Annotated in this window: 23 protein-coding genes and 1 pseudogene; 9 read left to right on the plus strand and 15 right to left on the minus strand. The window is 67.5% G+C overall.

Annotated elements, in window-relative coordinates; all coding sequences use genetic code 11:
- The first annotated feature begins 4 nt into the window (after positions 1-4).
- From HWX87_RS23155 to HWX87_RS23170, 4 genes are all read left to right on the plus strand, one after another.
- The gene (locus HWX87_RS23155) at positions 5-1,003 is read left to right on the plus strand and encodes a 2-hydroxyacid dehydrogenase (protein WP_176049458.1); all 999 of its coding nucleotides are present in this window, start codon (positions 5-7) and stop codon (positions 1,001-1,003) included.
- Positions 1,004-1,174: 171 nt separating this feature from the next.
- Positions 1,175-1,933 (plus strand): 5,6-dimethylbenzimidazole synthase, encoded by a 759-nt coding sequence (gene bluB, locus HWX87_RS23160; RefSeq protein WP_176049480.1) that lies wholly within the window; start codon positions 1,175-1,177, stop codon positions 1,931-1,933.
- 241 nt (positions 1,934-2,174) lie between these two features.
- Complete coding sequence (locus tag HWX87_RS23165) at positions 2,175-3,344, plus strand: MFS transporter (RefSeq protein WP_059235879.1); 1,170 nt, start codon at positions 2,175-2,177, stop codon at positions 3,342-3,344.
- 93 nt (positions 3,345-3,437) lie between these two features.
- On the plus strand, positions 3,438-4,598 hold the full coding sequence (locus HWX87_RS23170) for an MFS transporter (protein ID WP_176049459.1): 1,161 nt from the start codon (positions 3,438-3,440) through the stop codon (positions 4,596-4,598).
- A 159-nt stretch (positions 4,599-4,757) separates the two neighbouring features.
- Here HWX87_RS23170 and fahA read toward each other — a convergent pair whose 3' ends face one another.
- From fahA to HWX87_RS23195, 5 genes are read right to left on the minus strand one after another with little or no spacing between them, the layout of a single operon-like run.
- On the minus strand, positions 4,758-6,062 hold the full coding sequence (gene fahA / locus HWX87_RS23175) for a fumarylacetoacetase (protein ID WP_176049460.1): 1,305 nt from the start codon (positions 6,060-6,062) through the stop codon (positions 4,758-4,760).
- Positions 6,059-7,393 (minus strand): homogentisate 1,2-dioxygenase, encoded by a 1,335-nt coding sequence (hmgA, locus tag HWX87_RS23180; RefSeq protein WP_176049461.1) that lies wholly within the window; start codon positions 7,391-7,393, stop codon positions 6,059-6,061. Before hmgA ends, fahA begins: the two co-directional genes overlap by 4 nt.
- 15 nt (positions 7,394-7,408) lie before the next feature.
- Positions 7,409-8,770, minus strand: coding sequence for an aromatic acid/H+ symport family MFS transporter (locus HWX87_RS23185; RefSeq protein ID WP_176049462.1), 1,362 nt, complete (start codon positions 8,768-8,770; stop codon positions 7,409-7,411).
- Entirely contained in the window at positions 8,767-8,997 is a 231-nt protein-coding gene (locus tag HWX87_RS23190; RefSeq protein ID WP_175901838.1) for a DUF2783 domain-containing protein, read from the minus strand. Before HWX87_RS23190 ends, HWX87_RS23185 begins: the two co-directional genes overlap by 4 nt.
- Positions 8,998-9,024: 27 nt before the next feature.
- The gene (locus tag HWX87_RS23195; RefSeq protein WP_176049463.1) at positions 9,025-10,686 is read right to left on the minus strand and encodes an FAD-dependent oxidoreductase; all 1,662 of its coding nucleotides are present in this window, start codon (positions 10,684-10,686) and stop codon (positions 9,025-9,027) included.
- A gap of 352 nt (positions 10,687-11,038) precedes the next feature.
- On the opposite strand from HWX87_RS23195, the gene HWX87_RS23200 reads away from it, so the two are divergent.
- On the plus strand, positions 11,039-11,842 hold the full coding sequence (locus tag HWX87_RS23200; RefSeq protein WP_176049464.1) for an EAL domain-containing protein: 804 nt from the start codon (positions 11,039-11,041) through the stop codon (positions 11,840-11,842).
- A gap of 286 nt (positions 11,843-12,128) precedes the next feature.
- On the opposite strand, the gene HWX87_RS23205 is transcribed toward HWX87_RS23200, so the two are convergent.
- Positions 12,129-12,539 (minus strand): GFA family protein, encoded by a 411-nt coding sequence (locus tag HWX87_RS23205; protein WP_176049465.1) that lies wholly within the window; start codon positions 12,537-12,539, stop codon positions 12,129-12,131.
- 149 nt (positions 12,540-12,688) lie between these two features.
- Positions 12,689-13,480 (minus strand): IclR family transcriptional regulator, encoded by a 792-nt coding sequence (locus tag HWX87_RS23210; protein ID WP_176049466.1) that lies wholly within the window; start codon positions 13,478-13,480, stop codon positions 12,689-12,691.
- A 115-nt stretch (positions 13,481-13,595) separates the two neighbouring features.
- On the opposite strand from HWX87_RS23210, the gene HWX87_RS23215 reads away from it, so the two are divergent.
- Positions 13,596-14,783: an acyl-CoA dehydrogenase gene (locus tag HWX87_RS23215; RefSeq protein ID WP_176049467.1), complete on the plus strand. Its 1,188-nt coding sequence runs from the start codon at positions 13,596-13,598 to the stop codon at positions 14,781-14,783.
- 122 nt (positions 14,784-14,905) lie between these two features.
- On the opposite strand, the gene HWX87_RS23220 is transcribed toward HWX87_RS23215, so the two are convergent.
- Positions 14,906-15,544 (minus strand): peroxiredoxin, encoded by a 639-nt coding sequence (locus HWX87_RS23220; RefSeq protein ID WP_034187217.1) that lies wholly within the window; start codon positions 15,542-15,544, stop codon positions 14,906-14,908.
- Positions 15,545-15,862: 318 nt separating this feature from the next.
- Between HWX87_RS23220 and HWX87_RS23225 the strand changes: the two genes are divergently transcribed.
- The 3 genes from HWX87_RS23225 (at position 15,863) to HWX87_RS23235 (ending at position 17,165) form a co-directional block, all read left to right on the plus strand.
- The gene (locus HWX87_RS23225) at positions 15,863-16,165 is read left to right on the plus strand and encodes a YqjD family protein (RefSeq protein WP_006494044.1); all 303 of its coding nucleotides are present in this window, start codon (positions 15,863-15,865) and stop codon (positions 16,163-16,165) included.
- Between the two features lie 123 nt (positions 16,166-16,288).
- Positions 16,289-16,678 (plus strand): phage holin family protein, encoded by a 390-nt coding sequence (locus HWX87_RS23230; RefSeq protein ID WP_176049468.1) that lies wholly within the window; start codon positions 16,289-16,291, stop codon positions 16,676-16,678.
- 43 nt (positions 16,679-16,721) lie between these two features.
- Positions 16,722-17,165 (plus strand): DUF3318 domain-containing protein, encoded by a 444-nt coding sequence (locus HWX87_RS23235; RefSeq protein ID WP_176049469.1) that lies wholly within the window; start codon positions 16,722-16,724, stop codon positions 17,163-17,165.
- A gap of 54 nt (positions 17,166-17,219) precedes the next feature.
- Here the strand turns inward: HWX87_RS23235 and HWX87_RS23240 are convergent, their stop codons facing one another.
- The 7 genes and pseudogenes from HWX87_RS23240 to glyA all read right to left on the minus strand — a co-directional run.
- Entirely contained in the window at positions 17,220-17,666 is a 447-nt protein-coding gene (locus HWX87_RS23240) for a type IV pilin protein (protein WP_176049470.1), read from the minus strand.
- Positions 17,663-18,124 (minus strand): hypothetical protein, encoded by a 462-nt coding sequence (locus tag HWX87_RS23245; protein WP_176049481.1) that lies wholly within the window; start codon positions 18,122-18,124, stop codon positions 17,663-17,665. Before HWX87_RS23245 ends, HWX87_RS23240 begins: the two co-directional genes overlap by 4 nt.
- Before the next feature lie 203 nt (positions 18,125-18,327).
- Positions 18,328-19,167: a PilW family protein gene (locus tag HWX87_RS23250; RefSeq protein ID WP_176049471.1), complete on the minus strand. Its 840-nt coding sequence runs from the start codon at positions 19,165-19,167 to the stop codon at positions 18,328-18,330.
- On the minus strand, positions 19,151-19,552 hold the full coding sequence (locus HWX87_RS23255) for a hypothetical protein (RefSeq protein ID WP_176049472.1): 402 nt from the start codon (positions 19,550-19,552) through the stop codon (positions 19,151-19,153). The genes HWX87_RS23250 and HWX87_RS23255 overlap by 17 nt, the downstream gene beginning before the upstream one ends.
- 5 nt (positions 19,553-19,557) lie before the next feature.
- Positions 19,558-20,121 carry a GspH/FimT family pseudopilin gene (locus HWX87_RS23260; RefSeq protein WP_176049473.1) on the minus strand — a complete coding sequence of 188 codons (564 nt, stop codon included), beginning with the start codon at positions 20,119-20,121 and terminating at the stop codon, positions 19,558-19,560.
- Positions 20,122-20,274: 153 nt separating this feature from the next.
- Entirely contained in the window at positions 20,275-20,754 is a 480-nt protein-coding gene (gene nrdR, locus HWX87_RS23265) for a transcriptional regulator NrdR (RefSeq protein ID WP_176049474.1), read from the minus strand.
- 6 nt (positions 20,755-20,760) lie between these two features.
- Positions 20,761-21,036, minus strand: a pseudogene (gene glyA / locus HWX87_RS23270) (serine hydroxymethyltransferase); the annotation flags it as partial.

Here is a 21,036-nt window from a genome sequence, read left to right on the forward strand (position 1 = left end):
CAGCGTGCGCGTGATCCTGTTCAGCAGCCGGCAGTACGACGACGATTCGTTTGCCGCCGCCAACCGGCAGTTCGGCTATCGGCTGCACTTCCAGCCGTCGCACCTCGACGCGGAAACCGCGATCCTCGCGCACGGCTATGAAGTCGTGTGCCCGTTCGTCAACGACATCGTCGATGCGGCCGTGCTCGAACGGCTCGCCGACGGCGGCACGCGGCTGATCGCGCTGCGCTCGGCCGGCTTCAACCATGTCGACCTCGCGGCCGCCGAGCGGCTCGGCATCACGGTCGTGCGCGTGCCCGCGTATTCGCCGCATGCGGTTGCCGAGCACGCGGTCGCGCTGATCCTTGCGCTCAACCGCCGGCTGCCGCGCGCGGTCGCGCGCACCCGCGAAGGCGATTTCTCGCTGAACGGGCTGCTCGGCTTCGACCTGCATGGCAAGACCGTCGGCGTGATCGGCACCGGCATCATCGGGAGCGTGTTCGCGAAGATCATGATGGGCTTCGGGATGCACGTGCTCGCGCACTCCGTGCCGCCGTACAACGACGAGCTGATCGCGTTCGGTGCGCGCTACGTCGAGCTCGACGAGCTGCTGCACCATGCCGACATCGTCAGCCTGCACTGCCCGCTGCTGCCGTCCACGCACCATCTGATCAACGAACGGACGCTCGCGCGGATGAAGCACGGCGCGATGCTGATCAACACCGGCCGCGGCGGCCTCGTCGATGCGCAGGCGCTGGTCGACGCGCTCAAGAGCGGCCAGCTCGGACACCTCGGGCTCGACGTGTACGAAGAAGAAGGCGGGCTGTTCTTCGAGGATCACTCCGATCTGCCGCTGCAGGACGACGTACTCGCACGCCTGCTGACGTTCCCGAACGTGATCGTCACGTCGCACCAGGCGTTCTTCACGCGCGAGGCGCTGGCCGAGATCGCGCATACGACGCTGCTGAACATCGAGGCATGGCATGCGGGTACGCCGCAGAACGCCGTGACGGCAAACCGCTGAAAAACGGCGCGTTTGACGGCCTGCAGCGCATCCGCAATCGTTTGCTTGCTCCCGTTGCTGCGCACCGCACTCGTCTTCATCAACAATTCCGCGCTTTGTTTCAGATGAAGTAACGTTTCGTGCGTGCCGTCTGCTATCGTTGCGCCGATGTCACCCCAGCTTCCGCCGCTCATGCGTTTCGACGACTCCGACATCGCCGCGGTCTACCGCGCCATTTTCGAACGGCGCGACATGCGCCACTTCACACCGGCGCCCGTCGATCCGGCGGTGCTCGCGCGCTTGCTGCGCGCGGCGCACCATGCGCCGAGCGTCGGCTTCATGCAGCCGTGGCGCTTCATTCGCGTCACCGATCCCGCGCTGCGCACTGCGATCCACGCGCTGGTCGAGGCCGAGCGCCGCGCGACCGCCGATGCGCTCGGCGAGCGCCAGGACGAATTCATGCGGCTGAAGGTCGAAGGCGTGCGCGAATGCGGCGAGCTGCTGGTCGTCGCGCTCGCCGACGGCCGCGAACGCCACGTGTTCGGCCGCCGCACGCTGCCGGAGATGGATCTGGCATCCGCCGCGTGCGCGATCCAGAACATGTGGCTCGCGGCGCGCGCGGAAGGGCTCGGGATGGGCTGGGTGTCACTGTTCGACGTCGAGGCGCTGCGCTCGCTGCTGCGGATGCCCGACGGCGCGAAACCGATCGCCGTGCTGTGCGTCGGGCACGTCGACGCGTTCTATGCGAAGCCGATGCTCGAACAGGAGCGCTGGGCCGCGCGGATGCCGGTCGAAGCGTGCCTGTTCGAGAACGGCTGGGACGATCCGGCTGCAATCGAAGGCGCCGGCGCAGCCCCGTTACCCGCGAATACGGAATCGGATGCCGACGTGACGAACGCGTCGAGCGCGTCGAACGCCCTCCCCGGCGAAGCGCCCGAACGCGTCGCGTGACGGTCGACCCGGCAGCCGCCATCGCTCCGGCCCCGATACGGCCCGACGCGGAAAACCGCCACCGAATCCCACACTGTGAGCTTCCCGCCTGCTGGCCCGTCGCACGCCGGCAACAACCGTTTTGGCCCCAAGCGTAGGGGTTTTCACTGAAGTAGAATCGCGGCTGTCATTCGACTGACCCACCGCCCGTCCCGCGCATCCTGCGCCCGGCTCGAGCGGCATCTTTCCCGAGCCTACCGCGATGCCCTTACCTCTTTTCGCCCTTGCCGTCGCCGCCTTTGGAATCGGTACCACCGAATTCGTGATCATGGGGCTGCTGCCCAATGTCGCGCGCGATCTCGGTGTGTCGATTCCGGCCGCCGGGATGCTCGTGTCGGGCTACGCGCTCGGCGTGACGATCGGCGCGCCGATCCTCGCGATCGTCACCGCGAAGATGCCGCGCAAGCGCGCGCTGATGGGCCTGATCGGGCTGTTCATCGCCGGCAACCTGTTCTGCGCGATCGCACCGGGCTATGCGGTGCTGATGGCCGCGCGCGTCGTCACCGCGTTCTGTCATGGCGCGTTCTTCGGGATCGGCTCGGTCGTCGCGAGCAACCTCGTCGCGCCGAACCGCCGCGCGCAGGCCATCGCGCTGATGTTCACCGGCCTCACGCTCGCGAACGTGCTCGGCGTGCCGCTCGGCACCGCGCTCGGCCAGGCGTTCGGCTGGCGCGCGACGTTCTGGGCCGTCACCGGCATCGGCATCGCCGCCGCCGCTGCACTCGCGGTGTGCCTGCCGAAGAACCTCGCGATGCCCGACACCAGCATCACGCGCGAATTCAGCGTGCTGAAGCACCCGCAGGTGCTGATGGTGCTCGGCATCAGCGTGCTCGCATCCGCGAGCCTGTTCAGCGTGTTCACGTACATCACGCCGATCCTCGAGGACGTGACGGGCTTCTCGCCGCGCCAGGTCACCTACGTGCTGCTGCTGTTCGGCCTCGGGCTGACGGTCGGCGGCACGCTCGGCGGCAAGCTCGCCGACTGGCGCCGGATGCCGTCGCTGATCGCGACGCTCGCGCTGATCGGCATCGTCCTCGCGCTGTTCGCGGGCACGATGCACGTGCCGTTCGCCGCGCTCGCGACGATCTTCGTGTGGGGCATCCTCGCGTTCGCGATCGTGCCGCCGCTGCAGATCATGATCGTCGATCGCGCGAGCGACGCGCCGAACCTCGCGTCGACGCTGAACCAGGGTGCGTTCAACCTCGGCAACGCGACCGGCGCGTGGCTCGGCGGGATGGCGATCGGCTCCGGCGTATCGCTCGTGAACCTGCCGTGGGTCGGCGTCGCGATGGCCGTCGCGGCGCTCGCGCTCACGCTGTGGTCGGCGTCGCTCGAACGCCGCCCGGTGGCCGTGCCGACCGAGTACGTCTGACGCGACCCTGCTGCATTCGTTGCGTACACAACCCCATTCGATCCTGATGGCCTTCATGGACCTTTCAAGGTCCGCGGTGTAGCATCCCGGCCGATGAAAGCCATTCTGAATCGCGATTTTCTCGCGCTGATCCTGAGCGTCGCGGTCGTCGGCCTCGGGACCGGCGCCACGCTGCCGCTCACCGCACTCGCGCTGACTGAAGCCGGTCACGGCACCAACGTCGTCGGCATGCTGACGGCCGCGCAGGCCCTCGGCGGCCTCGCAATCGTCCCGTTCGTCACCGCGCTCGCGCGCCACCTCGGCTCACGCCGCGCGATCGTCGTGTCGGTCGTGCTGCTCGCCGCCGCCACCGCGCTGATGCAGTTCACGTCGAGCCTGATCCTGTGGGGCGTGCTGCGCGTGCTGTGCGGCGCCGCGCTGATGCTGCTGTTCACGATCGGCGAAGCGTGGGTCAACCAGCTCGCCGACGATTCGACGCGCGGCCGCGTCGTTGCGATCTATGCAACCAATTTCACGCTGTTCCAGATGGCGGGCCCCGTCCTCGTGAGCCAGATCGCCGGCGCGACGAGCATCCGCTTCGCGCTGTGCGGCGCGCTGTTCCTGCTCGCGCTGCCGACGCTCGCGACGATCCGCCGCGCGCCGCTCGCCGGCGACGACGCGCATCACGAAGCGCACGGCCGCTGGCTCGATATCCTGCCGCGGATGCCCGCGCTGATCATCGGCACCGGCTTCTTCGCGCTGTTCGATACGCTCGCGCTGTCGCTGCTGCCGCTCTACGCGATGGATCACGGCGTCGCGAGCGCGACCGCCGTGCTGCTCGCATCGATCATGCTGTTCGGCGATACCGCGATGCAGTTCCCGATCGGCTGGCTCGCGGACAAGCTCGGCCGCGAACGCGTGCACCTCGGCGCCGGCTGGATCGTGCTGGCCGGCCTGCCGCTGCTGCCGTTCGTCATCACGAATCCGTGGCTGTGCTGGCCGCTGCTGTTCGTGCTCGGCGCGGCGGCCGGCAGCATCTACACGCTGTCGCTCGTCGCATGCGGCGAACGCTTCCGCGGCGCGGCGCTCGTCACCGCGAGCTCGCTCGTGTCGGCATCGTGGAGCGCCGCGAGCTTCGGCGGCCCGCTGGTGGCCGGTGCGTTGATGGAGCAACTGGGCAGCAATGCGCTGGTCGGCGTGCTGGTCGTCTGCGTCGCCGCGTTCGTTGCGGCCGCGCTGTGGGAACGCCGCACCGCGTTGCAACGCGCAGTCTGATACCGGCGCTGTCGCGGACGCAAACCTTGACGCTCGCACGCAGCATCACACATCGACGCACATGCGCCGCCGCCCCCGCCAGCAAAAACGCAAACGGCCCGCGCGATGCGGGCCGCCCAGTCCTTCCGGACTACCTGCTACGTGTCGCGCTACGATCCGTCACGCATTCCGCGCCGGCAGGATCGTCCCCGCACACGTGCCGAAGCCGACGCGATAGCCGTCGCCCTGGCACCACCCGGCGAGCGTCAGCTCGTCGCCGTCCTCGATGAACGCACGGCTGCCGCCGCCTTCCAGCGCGACCGGCTCCTTGCCGTTCCACGTCAGCTCGAGCAGGCTGCCGAACGAATCCTTCGTCGGCCCGCTGATCGTGCCCGATCCCATCAGGTCACCCACGCGCGTGTTGCAGCCCGCGACCGTGTGATGCGCGAGCTGCTGCGCCATCGTCCAGTACATGTGCTTGTAGTTCGTACGGCAGATCGACGTCGCCTCCGCCGCGCCTTCGGCACGCAGCGTCACTTCGAGCGCGATGTCGAACGCGTGCTTGCCGGCGTGCTGCAGATACGCGAGCGGCTGCGGCGACTGCTCCGGCTGCGCGACGCGGAACGGTTCGAGTGCGTCGAGCGTGACGATCCAGGGCGAGATCGTCGTCGCGAAGGTCTTCGCGTTGAACGGGCCGAGCGGCACGTATTCCCACTGCTGGATGTCGCGCGCGCTCCAGTCGTTCAGCAGCACCATCCCGAAGATATGCGCTTCGGCGTCCTCGCACGCGATCGGCTCGCCGAGCGCATTGCCCTGCCCGACGATGAAGCCCGTCTCCAGTTCGATGTCGAGCTTGCGGCAGGCACCGAACACCGGGCGCTCCTGGTCGGGCAGCTTCAGTTGCCCGTTCGGGCGCCGCACCGGCGTACCGCTCACGACCACCGACGACGCACGGCCGTTGTAGCCGATCGGCATCTCCGACCAGTTCGGCAACAGCGCATTCTTCGGATCACGGAACATCGAACCGACGTTGGTCGCATGTTCCTTCGACGAGTAGAAATCGGTGTAGCCGGGAATCTCGACCGGCAGGTGCAGCGTCGCGTCGCGCTGCGGGACCAGCACTTGCGCGCGTAGCGCCGCGTCGTCACGCAACCGTGCGTTGTCCTGCGAGAACAGGTTCGACAGCTGCACGCGTACGCTGCGCCATGCGTCGCGGCCAAGCGCGATGAACGCGTTGAGCGTCGGCGTGGCGAACGGATCGGCGCCGGCCGGCAGCGTCACGAGGCCCGCGCGCGCGAGCGCCGCGAGATCGACGATCTGGTCGCCCAGCGCCACGCCCGCACGGCAAGCCGCCTGCTTCGCATCGCTGAAGATCCCGAACGGCAGGTTCTGGATCGGGAAATCGCAGGCGGGATCGTTCGCGGTGTCGATCCAGCTCTTGCGAGCCGGGTCGAGCGTCGCGCGCCAGTCTTGGGTATCGCTCATCGTTGCTCCGGATTGAAGTGTTTCTTGATGCCTTGCCAGCATTCGAAGTAGTCGGCCTGCAGCTGCGCGGTGTCGAGCGCATAACGCGTCGGCCGGATCAGCGTGCGGGTCTCGAACATGAACGCCATCGTCGCGTCGACCTTGTGCGGCTTCGTCGTGTCGCTCGCGGACGCCTTCTCGAACGTGTCCGCGTCAGGCCCGTGGCCCGACATGCAGTTGTGCAGGCTCGCGCCGCCCGGCACGAAGCCTTCGGCCTTCGCGTCGTACGCGCCGTGCACGAGCCCCATGAATTCGCTCGCGACGTTGCGGTGGAACCACGGCGGGCGGAACGTATCCTCGGCCGCGAGCCAGCGCGGCGGGAAGATCACGAAATCGATCGTGTCGACGCCCGGCGTGTCGCTCTGCGACTGCAGCACGAGGAAGATCGACGGATCGGGATGGTCGAAGCTGATCGAGCCGATCGTGTTGAACAGGCGCAGGTCGTATTTGTACGGCGCATAGTTGCCGTGCCACGCCACGACGTCGAGCGGCGAATGGCCGATGTCCGCGCGCCACAGGCGGCCGTTCAGCTTCGCGATCAGTTCGAACGCGCCTTCGCGGTCTTCGTAGGCGGCCTGCGGCGTCAGGAAGTCGCGCGGGTTCGCGAGGCCGTTCGAGCCGATCGGGCCGAGGTCCGGCAAACGCAGTTGCGCGCCGAAGTTTTCGCAGATGTAGCCGCGTGCGTCGCCGTCCGGCAGCGTGACGGAAAAACGCACGCCGCGCGGGATCACCGCGATCTCGAACGGCTCGACGTCGACGCGGCCGAATTCGGTCGCGATGAAAAGCCGCCCCTGCTGCGGCACGATCAGCAGTTCGCCGTCCGCGCTGTAGAAGAAGCGGTCCTGCATCGAGCGGTTCGCCGCGTACAGATGGATCGCGCAACCGTTCATCGCGGCGGCCGAGCCGTTGCCGGACATCGTCACGAGCCCGTCGACGAAATCGGTCGGCTCGACCGGCATCGGCAGCGGATCCCAACGCAGCTGGTTCGGCGGCGTCGGCGGCACATCGGTCGAATCGCCGAATTCCGACACGAGCCGCTGCGGGCCCGCGTACGGTTCGAACGGCCGGTGCACGGCGGCCGGGCGGATGCGATACAGCCACGAGCGGCGGTTGTGGCCACGCGGCGCGGTAAACGCGGTGCCCGACAGTTGCTCCGCATACAGTCCGTACGGCGCGCGCTGCGGCGAGTTGCGGCCGTGCGGCAGCGCGCCGGGCAATGCCTCGGTCGCGAATTCGTTCGCGAAACCGCTCAGGTAGCCGGCGGTCGCCGGTTTCGACAGGTCAAGCGTCATCGTTTCCTTTCTCCATCAATTCAGGGCGGCGTCAGGCGCCTGCACGCCGTTGCGCCGCGTCACACCGGCCAGCCCGAGAACGAACAGCGCCGAGCACAGCACGGGCACCGCGGCCGCGTGGAACAGCGCGCCGTTCGACCAGTTGAGCGCAATCAGTTGTCCGCCGACGAGCGGCCCGAGCACCGAGCCGATCCGGCCGATGCCGAGGCTCCAGCCGATGCCCGTCGAGCGCAGCGACGTCGGGTAGTACTGGCCCGCGAGCGCGTTCACGGCCGGCTGCCCGCCGACCACGCAGAATCCGCCCGCGAACACGACGACCAGCAGCCACGGCAGCGCATGCGCGACCGAGCCGATCAGCCCCACCGACACGGCTGCGCACGCGAAGCACACGAACAGCACGCGCACGAAGCCGTAACGCTCGATGAACCAGCCGAGCGACAGCGTGCCGACCACGCCGCCCGTCTGCAGCACCGTGCCGACGATCACCGCGGTGCCCGGCGAATAGCCGGCGTCGCGCATCACGGTCGGCAGCCAGTTCGACAGGAAATACAGATCGATCAGGTTCATGAAGCTGATCGCCCACAGCAGCAGCGTGACCGGCAGGCGGCCATGGCTGAACAGTTCGGCGACCGGCGCACCGCTCGCCGCGCGCTCGCGCACGACGATGCGCGTGTTCGCGTCGATACCGGCGTGCGGCGCGAATTGCGCGAGCCAGTCGCGTGCCTGCGCGACGCGCCCTTTCAGCACCAGGAACTGCAGCGACTCGGGCAGCCGCGCGACCATCGCGATCGTCAGCACGAGCGGCACCGCGCCGCCGACGAAGAACACCGAGCGCCAGCCGAATGCCGGAATCAGCGCGGCGCTGATGAAGCCGCCGATCGCCGCGCCGAGCGTGAAGCCGCACGACACCATCATCATCCGCTTCACGCGATGCGCGGCCGGGCTGAACTCGCCGACCAGCGCCATCGCATTCGGCATGATGCAGCCGAGGCCGAGGCCCGTGACGAAGCGCAGCGCCATCAGCACGGGAATCGAACCCGCGAACGGCGTCGCGAGCATCGTCACCGCGAAGAACAGCGTCGAGCCGATCAGCACCGGGCGCCGCCCGATCCGGTCGGCCAGCACCGACAGCCCGAGCGCGCCGAGCAGCATCCCGAACAGGCTCGCGCTGAACACCGGGCCGAGCGCCTGCTTCGGCACGCCCCATTCGGCGATCACGCTGGGCGCCACGTAGCCCATCGCCTGCGCATCGAACCCGTCGATCACGAGGCACAGCCCGCACAACACGAGCAGCATCCAGTGAAAACCCGGGCGGTGGGTCTCGTCGATCACGCGCTCGACTTCGAGCACGCGCGCGTCGGCCGGCGCCGCGCTCATTGCGCCACCTCGGCGGCCGGATGCACGGGCGGCGTCACGCCCTGGCGCGCGAGCGCCATCGCTTCGCGCAGCACGTCGGCGTCGCCGATCTGGTTCGCGAGCAGCAGGATCAGCTTCGCGTTGACGAGCTGGCTGTCGCTGTCGGACAGGTCGCGATGCATGTCGATCAGCGCTTCGTAGAACGCGTCGGGGTCAGCCAGGCGCGGGCGGGTGTCGAGTGAGGGCATGACGGGTCTCCGGTATCTTTATCGTATTCAGCGCGCGCAGGTTGCGCGCGCCAGTGCGTCGACGATCGCCTGACGGTCGAGCGTGCGCGTGCGTGCGCAGACGTGCTGATCGGGACGCAGCAGGTAGAACGTGCCCGGCTGCGCGTCGTAGCGTTGCGCGGCGAACCCGTCGACGTCCTCCACGACGTCGACGCCTGCCACCGGCTGCGCATGCCCGGCCGGCACGACGAGCACGGGCCGCACCGGCAGCGCGAGGCCGTCGACGGCCTTGGCCAGCGCGGCCGCATCGCCCGGCAACCCGAACAGCACGCCCGTGAAGCCGCCGCACAGACGCTGCAGCAACCAGCCCGACGCACCCTGCACGCGCACCGGCGCGTCGGCCGCCGCCGCGCCCGGCCGCATCGCGCAAGCAAATGCGTCGCCGCTGCGATCGGGCGTGTTCAACGGCGAATCGGCCAGCACCGCCGGCACCGACAGGCGACCGCTGTTCACGAGCTTGCGCGCGAACTCGCAGTCGCGCGCGAGCTTCAACGTCGCGTCGCGGAACACGCGCGACACCGCGCTCTTCGGCGTGATGAAGTCGGTCGAGCGCGTCGAGTTGCGGATGTTCTCGTCGGCCGCGAATTCGCGCTCGCTCGCATACGTGTCGAGCAGGCTGTCGGCCGAGCGGCCGTCGAGCACGAGCTTCAGCTTCCATGCGAGGTTGTCCGCATCCTGCACGCCGCTGTTCGCGCCGCGCGCGCCGAACGGCGACACGCCGTGCGCGGAGTCGCCCGCGAACAGCACGCGGCCGTGGCGGAACGTGTCCATCCGCTGGCAGCGGAACGTATAGACGCTCACCCATTCGAGTTCGAACTCGACATCCGGACCGAGCAGCGCGCGCACGCGCGGGATCACGCGCTCCGGCTGCTTCTCGGCGACGGGGTCGGCGTCCCAGCCGAGCTGGAAGTCGATGCGCCACACGTTATCGGGCTGGCGATGCAGCAGCACCGACTGGTTGCGGTGGAACGGCGGATCGAACCAGAACCAGCGCTCGGTCGGAAACTCCGCCTTCATCTTCACGTCGGCGATCAGGAAGCGGTCCTTGAACGTGCGGCCGTGGCTTTCGAGGCCCATCATCGTGCGCATCGGGCTGCGCGAACCGTCGGCCGCGATCACGTACCGCGCGTGCAGCGTCGCGACGCCGTCCGGGGTCTCGATCGTCAGCACCGCGTGTTCGGCCGACTGCGCGATGCCCGTCACCTTGTGCTTCCAGCGGATGTCGATGTTCGGCAGTTCGAATGCGCGGTCGGCCAGGTAGCCTTCGACGTAGTACTGCTGCAGGTTGATGAACGCGGGGCGCGCATGCCCTTCCTCGGGCAGCAGGTCGAACGCGTACAGCTGCTCGTCCTGCAGGAACACCTTGCCGACGTGCCAGCTCACGCCCTTGTCGACGAAGCGCTCGCCGCAGCCGAGCCGGTCGAAGATCTCGAGCGTGCGTTTCGCGAAGCAGATCGCGCGCGAACCGGTCGACAGCGTGTCGTCGTCGTCGAGCAGCACGACGGGCACGCCCTGTTGCGCGAGGTCGATCGCGGCCGCGAGGCCCACCGGGCCCGCGCCGACGACGATCACCGGGTGGACGGCCGCGTCATGCGCGCGAGCGCGGTACTCGAACTTCAGCGTCTGGTAATCGATGCTCATGGTCGCCATCCGCTCCTCAACCCTGCCGTACGTGCACCGGCACGCCCGTCGTTCCATTCGTCTCCTGCCGGCGCGCCTGCCCGCCTGTCCTGTCACCCGCCACGTCTCGCTCCTTGCTTCCTGTTGATTCGTGAACGGCGCCGTCTCGCGGCGCCCGCATGCCGCATTTCTTGATCGGCGACAAATCTTGGATTTACGAATAGTAAAACCAATTACGAATAGTGAAATCAACGTAAACCCTAGGCGAGCGCGCCCGAACGGGATAACCATATGAGTGAAACGCCAAGCCGAGCTTGGCGCGCGCTGCTAATATCGAGATACGAGGCGGCCCGTTCGGCCGCCGTTTTTCCTTCTTACGCCGATGATTCCGCCCACCATTCCCGAGCTGGTCGCCCGTGCCGGGCAACTGCCGTATCTGCGGGATCACCTCGCGCTTGCCGAAGGCGGCACCGCGAGCGCGAGTCTGCCCGAGCGCACGCTCGGCAGCGCCTACGAACCGATCTACGACGTGACGATGCCCGGCGCGCCGCAGTCGACGTCGTTCGCCGACGCGATCGAGCGCTACGGCGACGAGCTCGGCTTCCAGGCCGTCACCGTCGTCACGGGAGCGCCGCACGATCCGGTCGATTCGGCCATCGACGACCAGACGCTGGTCGCGATCGACCGCCTGTCACGCGCGCTGCATGCGATCAACTTCTTCGGGGCGCAGCGCCACGGGCTGCTGTTCCTGCGCGTGCACGAACGGCTGCTGAAGAGCGTGAAGTACGACCACGGCAAGCATTTCTCGTCGGTGCTGCAACGCTTCGGGCTGCCGCCCGAGCGGATCGTGATCGAGCTGCCGGCGGTCGCGGTCGCGCACAAGACTTTCCTCGGCTACCTGACGCGCAGCTACCAGCATCACGGCTTCAAGGTCGCGGACAAGCTGCCCGATCCGGGCCGCATCCTCGCGGTCGAATCGGACATGGCGCGCCCCGACTTCATCAAGATGGATGCGGGCATCGCGTTGCGCGACGGGATGGTCAAGGCGCTCGTCGCCTATGCGCAGCGCGTGCGGATTCCGCTGATCTTCGACGGCGTCGTCGACGAGACGCAGTGCGAATTGCTGCGCCAGTACGACGTGCGGTTCATGCAAGGGCCCGTGTTTGCGAAGGTCGTGACGGCCTGAGGGAATCGAATCGGCGGCGTGCACGAAGCGGCACGCCGGATGGCGGGATCGGCTGGTCAGCCGCTGATGAAATTGGGGGCAGGTCAGGCGTCGTGATGCGCAGCCCGACCTCTACGGGGTTCCCCGCCGAACGTGCGGCAACCCTCGTCACGCGCTTTCGTCGCTATCGAGTGCCGACGCTCGATGCTCTTCCACCATCGTCGTACCGGGCAGTTCGTCACCGCCCGCGACGCCCGGAAGACGATCGCCATGCACGCACTTCCACGCCTTCCTTGCTGACGAACGCCTAAGGTCTTCCACCGTCGTCGTATTTGGGCAGATCGTCATCGACCTCGACGCCCGGGAAGCGATCGCCATACCAGACGTGCCAGGCCGGACGCAGCCGCGACGGCTCGTCGAGCGTCGCCGAATTGATCTCGACCGTTTCCGGGGCATCGGTCAGCCGGAATTCGAGTTGCGCGCCGCAGCGTCCGCAGAAACGCCGTTCGCCCCACGCGCTCGACGCGTAGACGGTCGGCTCGCCCTGCAGGTATTCGAATGCATCGATCGGCACCGATGCCGATGCGACGACCGCCGCGCCGGTCGTGCGCTGGCAGAGCCGGCAATGGCAGAAACCGGCGTCGGTCGGAACGCCGGCAATCCGGTAGCGAATCGCGCCGCATGCGCAACCGCCTTCCATCGTTTCCGGGTGGGACATCGCGAACCTCGTCGTCAGGAAGCGGGTGAACGATGATGAGCGCGGTTCGTTCCGGTTGCAATGGATGGCAACGGCGCTGCTCTCGCCTGCCTCCGCAGGTACCTGCGTCACGCGGCGCGCGGCGGCGGCCATTGCCGCACGCGCCGCACTCAGGCCGTCTGCCCGAGCCGTTGCGCGAGCGCCTTCAGCTTCGGCCCGATCTGCGTGCGAAACACCGCCTCGTCCATCGACGACGCGGGACCGCTGCAGCTCAGGATCAGCCAGCGTCCCTCGCGCGGCTCGCGAAACGGCACGGCCGCCGCGTTCACGTCCATGTGCCACGCGCGGAACGAATAACAGCACCCGCCCGCCGAGAACTCGGCCACCGCGTGCTGCGCGGCGGTGACGAGCGTATCGGCGTCGGCCGCGCCGCCGGCCGCGCGGTGCAGCTCCGCGTAGAGCGCGCGGCGCACGTCCTCAGGCTGCACGGCCAGGTACGCACGCCCCATCGAGCTCGTCAGCATCGACAGCCGCGAACCGGGCGCGAGCCCGAGCGTCAGCGCCGTCTCGCTGCGGATCGTCTCCAGATAGATCATGTCGAGCCCGTCGCGGCAGCCGAGCGACACGGCCGCGCCGATCTCGCGCGCGAGCGCCTGCATGTGCGGCCGCGCAAGGTCGATCGTCCCCGAACCCGACAGCAGCGCGTAGCCGAGCGACAGCACGCCGGCGTCGAGCGCATACTTTCCGAGCGTCTCGTCGTAGCGCAGATAACCGAGCACGGTCAGCGTATAGGCGAGCCGGTTCACGGTCGCCTTCGGCAACCCCGTGCGCTCCGCGAAGTCGCGGTTGCCGAGCATCGTCTCGCCGGGCCGGAATGCGCGCAGCAGGTCGAGCCCGCGCGCGAGCGCGACGACGAACTTGCGCTCGTCGATCGTGGTTTCGTCGTTGGTTGAAAGAGTCATCTGGTGCTACACTGGGTTCGATTTGCAAAACATTGTTCCGCACAGCGGAACTACAGTCAAGCGAACTTTTGGCATGGGGCCCGGCTGGAAGACCGGACCAACAGGAGATGAAACGATGACCGCTGCAACTTTTCATTGGGACGATCCGCTGCTGCTCGACCAGCAACTGACCGAAGAAGAGCGGATGATCCGCGATGCGGCGCAGGCGTACGCACAGGACAAGCTCGCGCCGCGCGTCACCGAGGCGTTCCGCCACGAGCGCACCGACGCGGCCATCTTTCGCGAGATGGGCGAAATCGGCCTGCTCGGCCCGACGATTCCCGAGGAATACGGCGGCCCCGGCCTCAATTACGTCAGCTACGGACTGATCGCGCGCGAAGTCGAGCGCGTCGATTCGGGCTACCGGTCGATGATGTCCGTGCAGTCGTCGCTCGTGATGGTGCCGATCTACGAATTCGGCTCGGACGCGCAAAAGCAAAAATACCTGCCGAAGCTCGCGACCGGCGAATGGATCGGCTGCTTCGGGCTGACCGAGCCGAACCACGGCTCCGACCCGGGCAGCATGGTCACGCGCGCGAAGAAGGTGCCCGGCGGCTATTCGCTGTCCGGCGCGAAGATGTGGATCACGAACTCGCCGATCGCCGACGTGTTCGTCGTGTGGGCAAAGCTCGAAGAGAACGGCAAGGACGCGATCCGCGGCTTCATCCTCGAGAAGGGCTGGAAGGGCCTGTCGGCGCCCACCATCCACGGCAAGGTCGGGTTGCGCGCGTCGATCACCGGCGAGATCGTCCTCGACGAGGTGTTCGTGCCGGAAGAGAACCTGATGCCGAACGTGAGCGGCCTGCGCGGCCCGTTCACGTGCCTGAACTCGGCACGCTACGGGATCGCGTGGGGCGCGCTCGGCGCCGCCGAATCCTGCTGGCACACCGCGCGCCAGTACGTGCTCGACCGCCAGCAGTTCGGCCGGCCGCTCGCCGCGAACCAGCTGATCCAGAAGAAGCTCGCCGACATGCAGACCGAAATCACGCTCGGCCTCCAAGGCGTGCTGCGCCTCGGCCGGATGAAGGACGAAGGCACGGCGGCCGTCGAGATCACGTCGATCATGAAGCGCAATTCGTGCGGCAAGTCGCTCGACATCGCCCGCCTCGCGCGCGACATGCTCGGCGGCAACGGCATCTCCGATGAATTCGGCGTCGCACGCCACCTCGTGAACCTCGAAGTGGTCAACACGTACGAAGGCACGCACGACATCCATGCACTGATCCTCGGCCGCGCGCAGACGGGCATCCAGGCATTCTTCTGATCATCCGGACGTGACGCACGCGGTGGCGACGCCGCGTGTGCGCCACCAAGCAAACGGCCCGCCCGGCATCACTGCCGGGCGGGCCGTTGTTCATCGGAACCGCGGTTCCGGGCCGCCGATGCTTACTTGTTCGGCTGCGGCGTCAGGCGCAGATACGGACGCACCGCGTTGAAGCCCTTCGGGAAACGCTTCTTCAGCTCTTCCGGATCCTGCAGCGACGGCACGATCACGACGTCGTCGCCATCCTTCCAGTTGCCGGGCGTCGCGACCTTGTAGTTGTCGGTCAGCTGCAGCGAGTCGATCACGCGCAGCACTTCGTCGAAGTTGCGTCCCGTGCTGGCCGGATAGGTGATCGTGAGCCGCACTTTCTTGTTCGGGTCGATCACGAACAGCGAGCGCACCGTCAGCGTTTCGTTCGCGTTCGGGTGGATCATGTCGTACAGCTGCGAAACCTTGCGGTCCGCATCGGCGATGATCGGGAAGCCAACGACCGTCGACTGCGTTTCGTTGATGTCGTTGATCCAGCCCTTGTGCGATTCGACACCGTCGACCGACAGCGCGATCACCTTCACATTGCGTTTCTCGAATTCGCCCTTCAGCTTCGAGGTGAGCCCCAGTTCCGTCGTGCACACCGGCGTGTAGTCGGCCGGATGGGAGAACAGGACGCCCCAGCTGTTGCCGAGCCAGTCGTGAAACTTGATGGTGCCCAGGCTCGATTCCTGCTCGAAATCCGGTGCGATGTCGCCAAGACGCAGACTCATGGTGTTCCCTCCTCGAACGATGCTGGTTGAAACCGCGCGCTGGACAGCGCGGGAAAGTCCATTAGCTTACGGGAAGCAATGGGCCGTGCGAACGAATATTCCGTTTGATATTCATACTTTTTTGTCATTTTTACCCGGCGTCGGGGCGGGACGGTCGGCCACGCGGGAAACTTTTCACCTCGTTTGCCGCTCTGTTCATGATTACAAGTCGTTTACCATGCGGTCTTGCACTGCCGCCGTGTGTGTTCCCGGCTCGCCAGCAGGCAGGGGTTTCGCTAGGATGTGAACCTGCAGCATGACAGCACGAAGGGAGTTGCAATGTCGGAAATCAACAAGGAGAAACTGATGTCGGATATCAAAACCGTTCTCTCGGACGCCGAAGACCTGCTCAAGCAAGCAGCGAGCAGCACGGGCGACCGTGCGGCCGAGCTGCGCGAAAAGGCAATGTCGCGCCTGAAGCAGGCCAAGGAAAAGGCGGCCGACGTCCAGGTCGTGGTGGTCGAGAAAGGCAAGAAGGCCGCACGTGCGACCGACGATTATGTGCACGAGCACCCGTGGACGTCGATCGGCGTGGCCGCCGGCGTCGGCGTGCTGATCGGCCTGCTGATCAACCGCAAGTAACGCGCTCTGCGCCGTTTCGTCCCGCGGGCCGCATCGCGCGGCCCGCGGGCGTCGAAGCCAGCCGGCGGTTTCCGCCGGCCGGCTTTGTCCTAGCTGCTCACTGCACGCGCACGCACCTCATCCATGACGACAGACACCACCTCGCAGCCGTCCGGCCAAGGACCGCTGCGCCGCCTCGTCGGCTCCGTGATCGGACTTCTGCAGACGCGCCTCGAACTGGTGGGCATCGAGCTTGCCGAGGAGAAGGAGCGCCTGATGGGCGTGCTGTTCCTCGGGCTCGCCGCGATGATGCTCGCGACGATGGCGCTCATCAGCCTGACCGTGCTCGTCGCGATCGCGTTCTGGGATACCTATCGCTGGCAGTCGCTCGCGGCCATCACCGCACTGTATGCCGCGGGCGGCATCGTGTGCGCGTTGAAGGCACGTTCGGGCCTGCGCGATGCGCCGACCGTGTTCGAGGCGACGCTCGCCGAACTCGAGAAAGACCGCGAACTGTTCCGCGGCAAGCCGTGAGCGCAATCGCGCTCACCCCTCCCACCTACTTCGCCGACGCGCCATGAGCCAGAACGTTACGGGCAATTCACCCCGCTCCCATTCGTCGCGATCGAACTGGAGCGCATCGCAGCATCGCGCGCTCCGCAAGGAATTGCTGATCCTGCGATCCGAAGTCGAGCGGCTCGAACTCGCGGAAGCCGCCGGCGAGATGCGCCAGGCCGTCACGCGCTTCAGCTGGCTCAAGGTTTTCATCCCCGGCCTTTCCACCAACAAGTTCGGCCAGTCCGCCAGGAACCTGAACGCGAGCCTCGGCAATCTCGTCAACCAGTACCCGATGCTGAGTTCGCTCGCGTCGCTCGTGCTGGCGAAACCCGTTCGCTCGCTGTTGCGCGCGAGCGCGGGCCCCGCGCTCAAGTGGGGCACGCTCGGCTTCGCCGCATGGGAGGTCTACCGGATCTGGAAACAGTCCCGCAACGAGCGCGGGCTCGACTCGCACGACGACTGACCGTCGACATCCCGCGCGCACGGCCACGCGCCGTTGCGCGCCTCTTCTGCGTATTCAACGCACACCCCAGCACGCCGTGCCCGGTTCGTCGGCGCCATCGCGCCACACGTTGCCTTTCGTCCCGACCGAATCCAGCGTGAAGGTACCGCATGCATCGTCGTGCATCGGGCCCGTGTCGAGCGGGCTGGCATCCAGTTCGTAGCTCACCGGCGAATCGTCGCCACCCGGCCGCCGCAACGTCAATCGATAGACGGCACGCCCGTCCGGCGGCGCCTGAGCGAGCGCGTCCGGCAATGCCGAAGGCGGTGAACCATCCAGCGTTTCGAGATACTGGGCCGCGCGGTACAGCGCGGAAACCGCCGACGCGCGATGAACGCGCGCGACATGCTCGCGATACGACGGGATGCCCCATCCGGCCAGCACCGCAACGATCGCGAGCACGATCATCAGCTCGATCAGCGTGAACCCGGCCGATCGGAATACGGAGATACGGCCGTTCATTGAAGCAGTGCCGCGACGCGACGCCAGCGCAGCGCGATGATCCGCTCGTCGCGTATCGAGACCTGATGCTGCAGCCAGACCGCACTCGATGCATGCGCACCGACGCCACGCGCGGTGACGAGGTAAGCGCGGCTACCGGGCGGCCCCGCCCCGCGCCACGCCTCGATCAGGCATCGTGGTGGATGCGTGGCCATCGGCCATCCGGCGAACGGCGTGAATGCCTCGGCAGCCGCCAGCGGCGGCATGCGCCGCCAGGTGTCGGGCTCCGCGTGCGATTCGCGCTCACTCACATAGGGCGCCGAACCACGGAGCAATCGCGCGGTGCACGCCGCCAGCGCGGCATCGGCTGCGTGGAATGCGATCAGCCGATCCGACAGCGCGCGCGTGCGACGCGATTCCGTCAGCGCGGCTTCGAACCACGTGCCCGTCAGCGCTGCAATGGCCGCACCGACCGCAATGACTGCCGGCAATGCAAGACCCGCGTCACGCCGCCAGGCGCGGCGAGCCGACCGCACGCGCATGCGCGATTCATGTGGGTTCGTCGCCACGGCGCTCGTGCACGCAGCCTGCTGCGGTTCGTCGTCGCTTGCGGCAACGGGCCCATGCGTGTTGCCTGCTGCAACGCATCGCGATATTGCCCACGCGTACCGGCCTGCTCCGCTCATCGCGGCACCTCACGCATGCGCGCTGCATCAGGCGACGTAGCGTCGAAGCCGGGCGCGGCATTCCTCACCGCGATGATGCGATCGAGCGTCAAACGCGCGCGGCCGTCTTGGGCAACGGCAGCACGACCGTTGCAGTCGACATGGCTGGCCGGCTCGCGCATCGGTTCGCCGCGCGCACGCACGCAAACATGCACGGCCACGACATCGCGCCAGTCGTCGACACGCATCGCATCGGCGTCGACAAACTGCGCGCCGCCGCGACGCAAATAGCGTACGCGCAACTGGTCGACGCCCGACACGACGGGCTGCGGCGTACCCGGATGGCCGCTCCCTTCGCAATACAGCTCGGGCTCGCCCGTCGACGGACTGACATGTGCGTCGAAGCGGTTCTCCACTTGCGGCCGTTCGCCGGGCGCGCCGACACCTTGCCCGAGGCAATCCGACACCTGGCCGCTCACCGTCGACCATGTCGACACGGCATCGCCCACATACCGGACCAGCAGCGCGTCCGACGCAGCGCGCACGGATTCGCACCGCACTTGTGCGCCATCGCCCCGCACACGCGCCATCGAACAGCCGAATACCGGCGGCAACGATGACGCGCCGTCCGTATCGAGCGGCCGGAACCCCGCCATCTGGATCTGCTGGCCGATCAGCATCAGCGCGGTGCCTGCCGCATCGCGCATCCTGAACCCGTCTTCCGCACGCCGTTGCGCAATGCGCTGCGCGTGATAGAGCGCACCTGCTGCCACGAGCACGAGGAGACCGACGGTCATCGCAATCAGCACTTCGAGCAGCGTGTGCGCGCGCATACGGCGATCAGCTTGCATCGGCATCCGCCTCCCGAAACGGAATCCGGACGCACGAGGGCGGCTGCGCGGTCACGCCCGTGGCTTCGCATCGCAGCGACGCAGGCGCCTTGCCGCTGCGCCAGCCGACGACCGCGTAGCGGACGCCTCCCGGCCCGGCGTCGAGCGTCATCGTGCCGCCGGGCAACGACACGGCCGCCAGCGCCGCGAGGCCATCGTCTGCCCCGGCACCTGCGTACAAGCGCTCGATACGTGCATCGGCCAGCCACAGCGCACGTTCGCGCCAGATCGTCGCCCGCTGAGCACGCGCCATCGAGAGCTGGCTGCCGGCCACTGCCAGCATCACGGTCGCGAGCAGCGCAATAGCCAGCGTCACCTCGATCAGCGACGTGCCGCGCATCGCGTTGCGCATCGCGATCACGCCGAGCCGCAGCGGCCGGCGACGACCCGCGCCCGGCCGCCTGCCGCAATCCGCACGCAACGCGATACGCGTGCGTCGTCCACCTCGGATATGCCGCGCCGCGAGCGCAATTCGAAACGCCGGATTCCGCCGATGGCCTGACCGGCCGGCGGTGCAAAAGCCAGATCGTGCGCGGCGCCCGCGACGATCACTTCGGCATCGCGCGGATAGCGTCGCAGTACGCGTGACTGCCCGTCGACCTGCCCGCTGACGATCCAGTCGCACGACCATTCGGCCGCATCGCACCGCTCGCCGGCACGCAGGCAGGCGCCGTCGCTCCCGGCGCGGCACAGCGTGACGCGCGTGCCGAGGCGCGTCGCCTCAGTACGCGCGAACGACAACGCGCCGAGCAACGCACGCGAGCGTGCATCCACGCGCTCACGCATGCGCCACTGGTCGAACACGGGCGCAGCATAGAGCGCGAGCCCGGCCGCCAGCGAAAGCGCGACCATCAGCTCGACGAGCGTGAACCCGCCCGAGCATCGCAATGGATTTTTCAAGGGTTGAGCGTGTTGTCCCATCGCCATCGTCCTCCACCAGGGTGAGGCGACGACTGTAGCGATGCGTGCGGACTCGCGCCATTTGCCGAACGGCCGACTGGCGACATGCGATCGCGACCGACACAATCGGTGCGAACTGAACCAACGGAGAAGACGATGAACGGACGCAGCGCGTCAGCGCTTACGCGGGGTCTTGGTGGGAGAGGCGCGACGGAACTCTTCGATCACGTCGGCAAATTCGGACACGTCCTCGAACCGGCGATACACCGATGCGAAGCGGACATAAGCGATCGTATCGAGGCCGCGCAACTCGTTCATCACGAGTTCGCCGAGCTTCTCGCTACGCACTTCACGCTCGCCTGTCGCGAGCAGTTGATATTCGATGCGGGCGACCGCCGCGTCGATCGCGTCGGCAGCAACCGGCCGCTTGCGCAGCGCGAGTTGCATGCTGGCGACAATCTTGCGACGGTCGAATTCCGTGCGGCTGCCGTCCTTCTTCACGACGAACGGCAGGGACAGCTCGACCCGCTCGTACGTCGTGAAGCGCTTGTCGCAAGCCGAGCAGCGACGGCGCCGGCGAATCGCGGCGCCATCTTCGGACACGCGCGAGTCTACGACCTGCGTGTCGTCATGCCGGCAGAACGGGCAGCGCATCGTCGATCAGCGATAGACCGGGAAACGCTTGGTCAGCTCGGCGACCTGCGCGCGCACGCGCTCGATCGTCGCTGCATCTTCCGGGTTCTCCAGCACGTCGGCGATCAGGTTGCCCACCTGCTCCGCTTCCGCCGGGCCGAAGCCGCGCGTCGTCATCGCCGGCGAACCCAGGCGCACGCCGCTCGTCACGAACGGCTTTTCCGGATCGTTCGGGATCGCGTTCTTGTTCACCGTGATGTGCGCCGCACCGAGCGCCGCTTCCGCTGCCTTGCCCGTGATGTG

This window comes from Burkholderia sp. BCC1644, assembly GCF_902833225.1.
Taxonomy (GTDB): Bacteria; Pseudomonadota; Gammaproteobacteria; order Burkholderiales; family Burkholderiaceae; genus Burkholderia.

Coding starts and splice junctions, on each gene's coding strand:
- bluB (WP_176049480.1), top strand. CDS start 1,175: ATGCGTTTCGACGACTCCGACATCGCCGCGGTCTACCGCGCCATTTTC.
- HWX87_RS23165 (WP_059235879.1), top strand. CDS start 2,175: ATGCCCTTACCTCTTTTCGCCCTTGCCGTCGCCGCCTTTGGAATCGGT.
- HWX87_RS23170 (WP_176049459.1), top strand. CDS start 3,438: ATGAAAGCCATTCTGAATCGCGATTTTCTCGCGCTGATCCTGAGCGTC.
- fahA (WP_176049460.1), bottom strand. CDS start 6,062: ATGAGCGATACCCAAGACTGGCGCGCGACGCTCGACCCGGCTCGCAAG.
- hmgA (WP_176049461.1), bottom strand. CDS start 7,393: ATGACGCTTGACCTGTCGAAACCGGCGACCGCCGGCTACCTGAGCGGT.
- HWX87_RS23185 (WP_176049462.1), bottom strand. CDS start 8,770: ATGAGCGCGGCGCCGGCCGACGCGCGCGTGCTCGAAGTCGAGCGCGTG.
- HWX87_RS23190 (WP_175901838.1), bottom strand. CDS start 8,997: ATGCCCTCACTCGACACCCGCCCGCGCCTGGCTGACCCCGACGCGTTC.
- HWX87_RS23195 (WP_176049463.1), bottom strand. CDS start 10,686: ATGGCGACCATGAGCATCGATTACCAGACGCTGAAGTTCGAGTACCGC.
- HWX87_RS23200 (WP_176049464.1), top strand. CDS start 11,039: ATGATTCCGCCCACCATTCCCGAGCTGGTCGCCCGTGCCGGGCAACTG.
- HWX87_RS23205 (WP_176049465.1), bottom strand. CDS start 12,539: ATGTCCCACCCGGAAACGATGGAAGGCGGTTGCGCATGCGGCGCGATT.
- HWX87_RS23210 (WP_176049466.1), bottom strand. CDS start 13,480: ATGACTCTTTCAACCAACGACGAAACCACGATCGACGAGCGCAAGTTC.
- HWX87_RS23215 (WP_176049467.1), top strand. CDS start 13,596: ATGACCGCTGCAACTTTTCATTGGGACGATCCGCTGCTGCTCGACCAG.
- HWX87_RS23220 (WP_034187217.1), bottom strand. CDS start 15,544: ATGAGTCTGCGTCTTGGCGACATCGCACCGGATTTCGAGCAGGAATCG.
- HWX87_RS23225 (WP_006494044.1), top strand. CDS start 15,863: ATGTCGGAAATCAACAAGGAGAAACTGATGTCGGATATCAAAACCGTT.
- HWX87_RS23230 (WP_176049468.1), top strand. CDS start 16,289: ATGACGACAGACACCACCTCGCAGCCGTCCGGCCAAGGACCGCTGCGC.
- HWX87_RS23235 (WP_176049469.1), top strand. CDS start 16,722: ATGAGCCAGAACGTTACGGGCAATTCACCCCGCTCCCATTCGTCGCGA.
- HWX87_RS23240 (WP_176049470.1), bottom strand. CDS start 17,666: ATGAACGGCCGTATCTCCGTATTCCGATCGGCCGGGTTCACGCTGATC.
- HWX87_RS23250 (WP_176049471.1), bottom strand. CDS start 19,167: ATGCCGATGCAAGCTGATCGCCGTATGCGCGCGCACACGCTGCTCGAA.
- HWX87_RS23255 (WP_176049472.1), bottom strand. CDS start 19,552: ATGCGCAACGCGATGCGCGGCACGTCGCTGATCGAGGTGACGCTGGCT.
- HWX87_RS23260 (WP_176049473.1), bottom strand. CDS start 20,121: ATGGGACAACACGCTCAACCCTTGAAAAATCCATTGCGATGCTCGGGC.
- nrdR (WP_176049474.1), bottom strand. CDS start 20,754: ATGCGCTGCCCGTTCTGCCGGCATGACGACACGCAGGTCGTAGACTCG.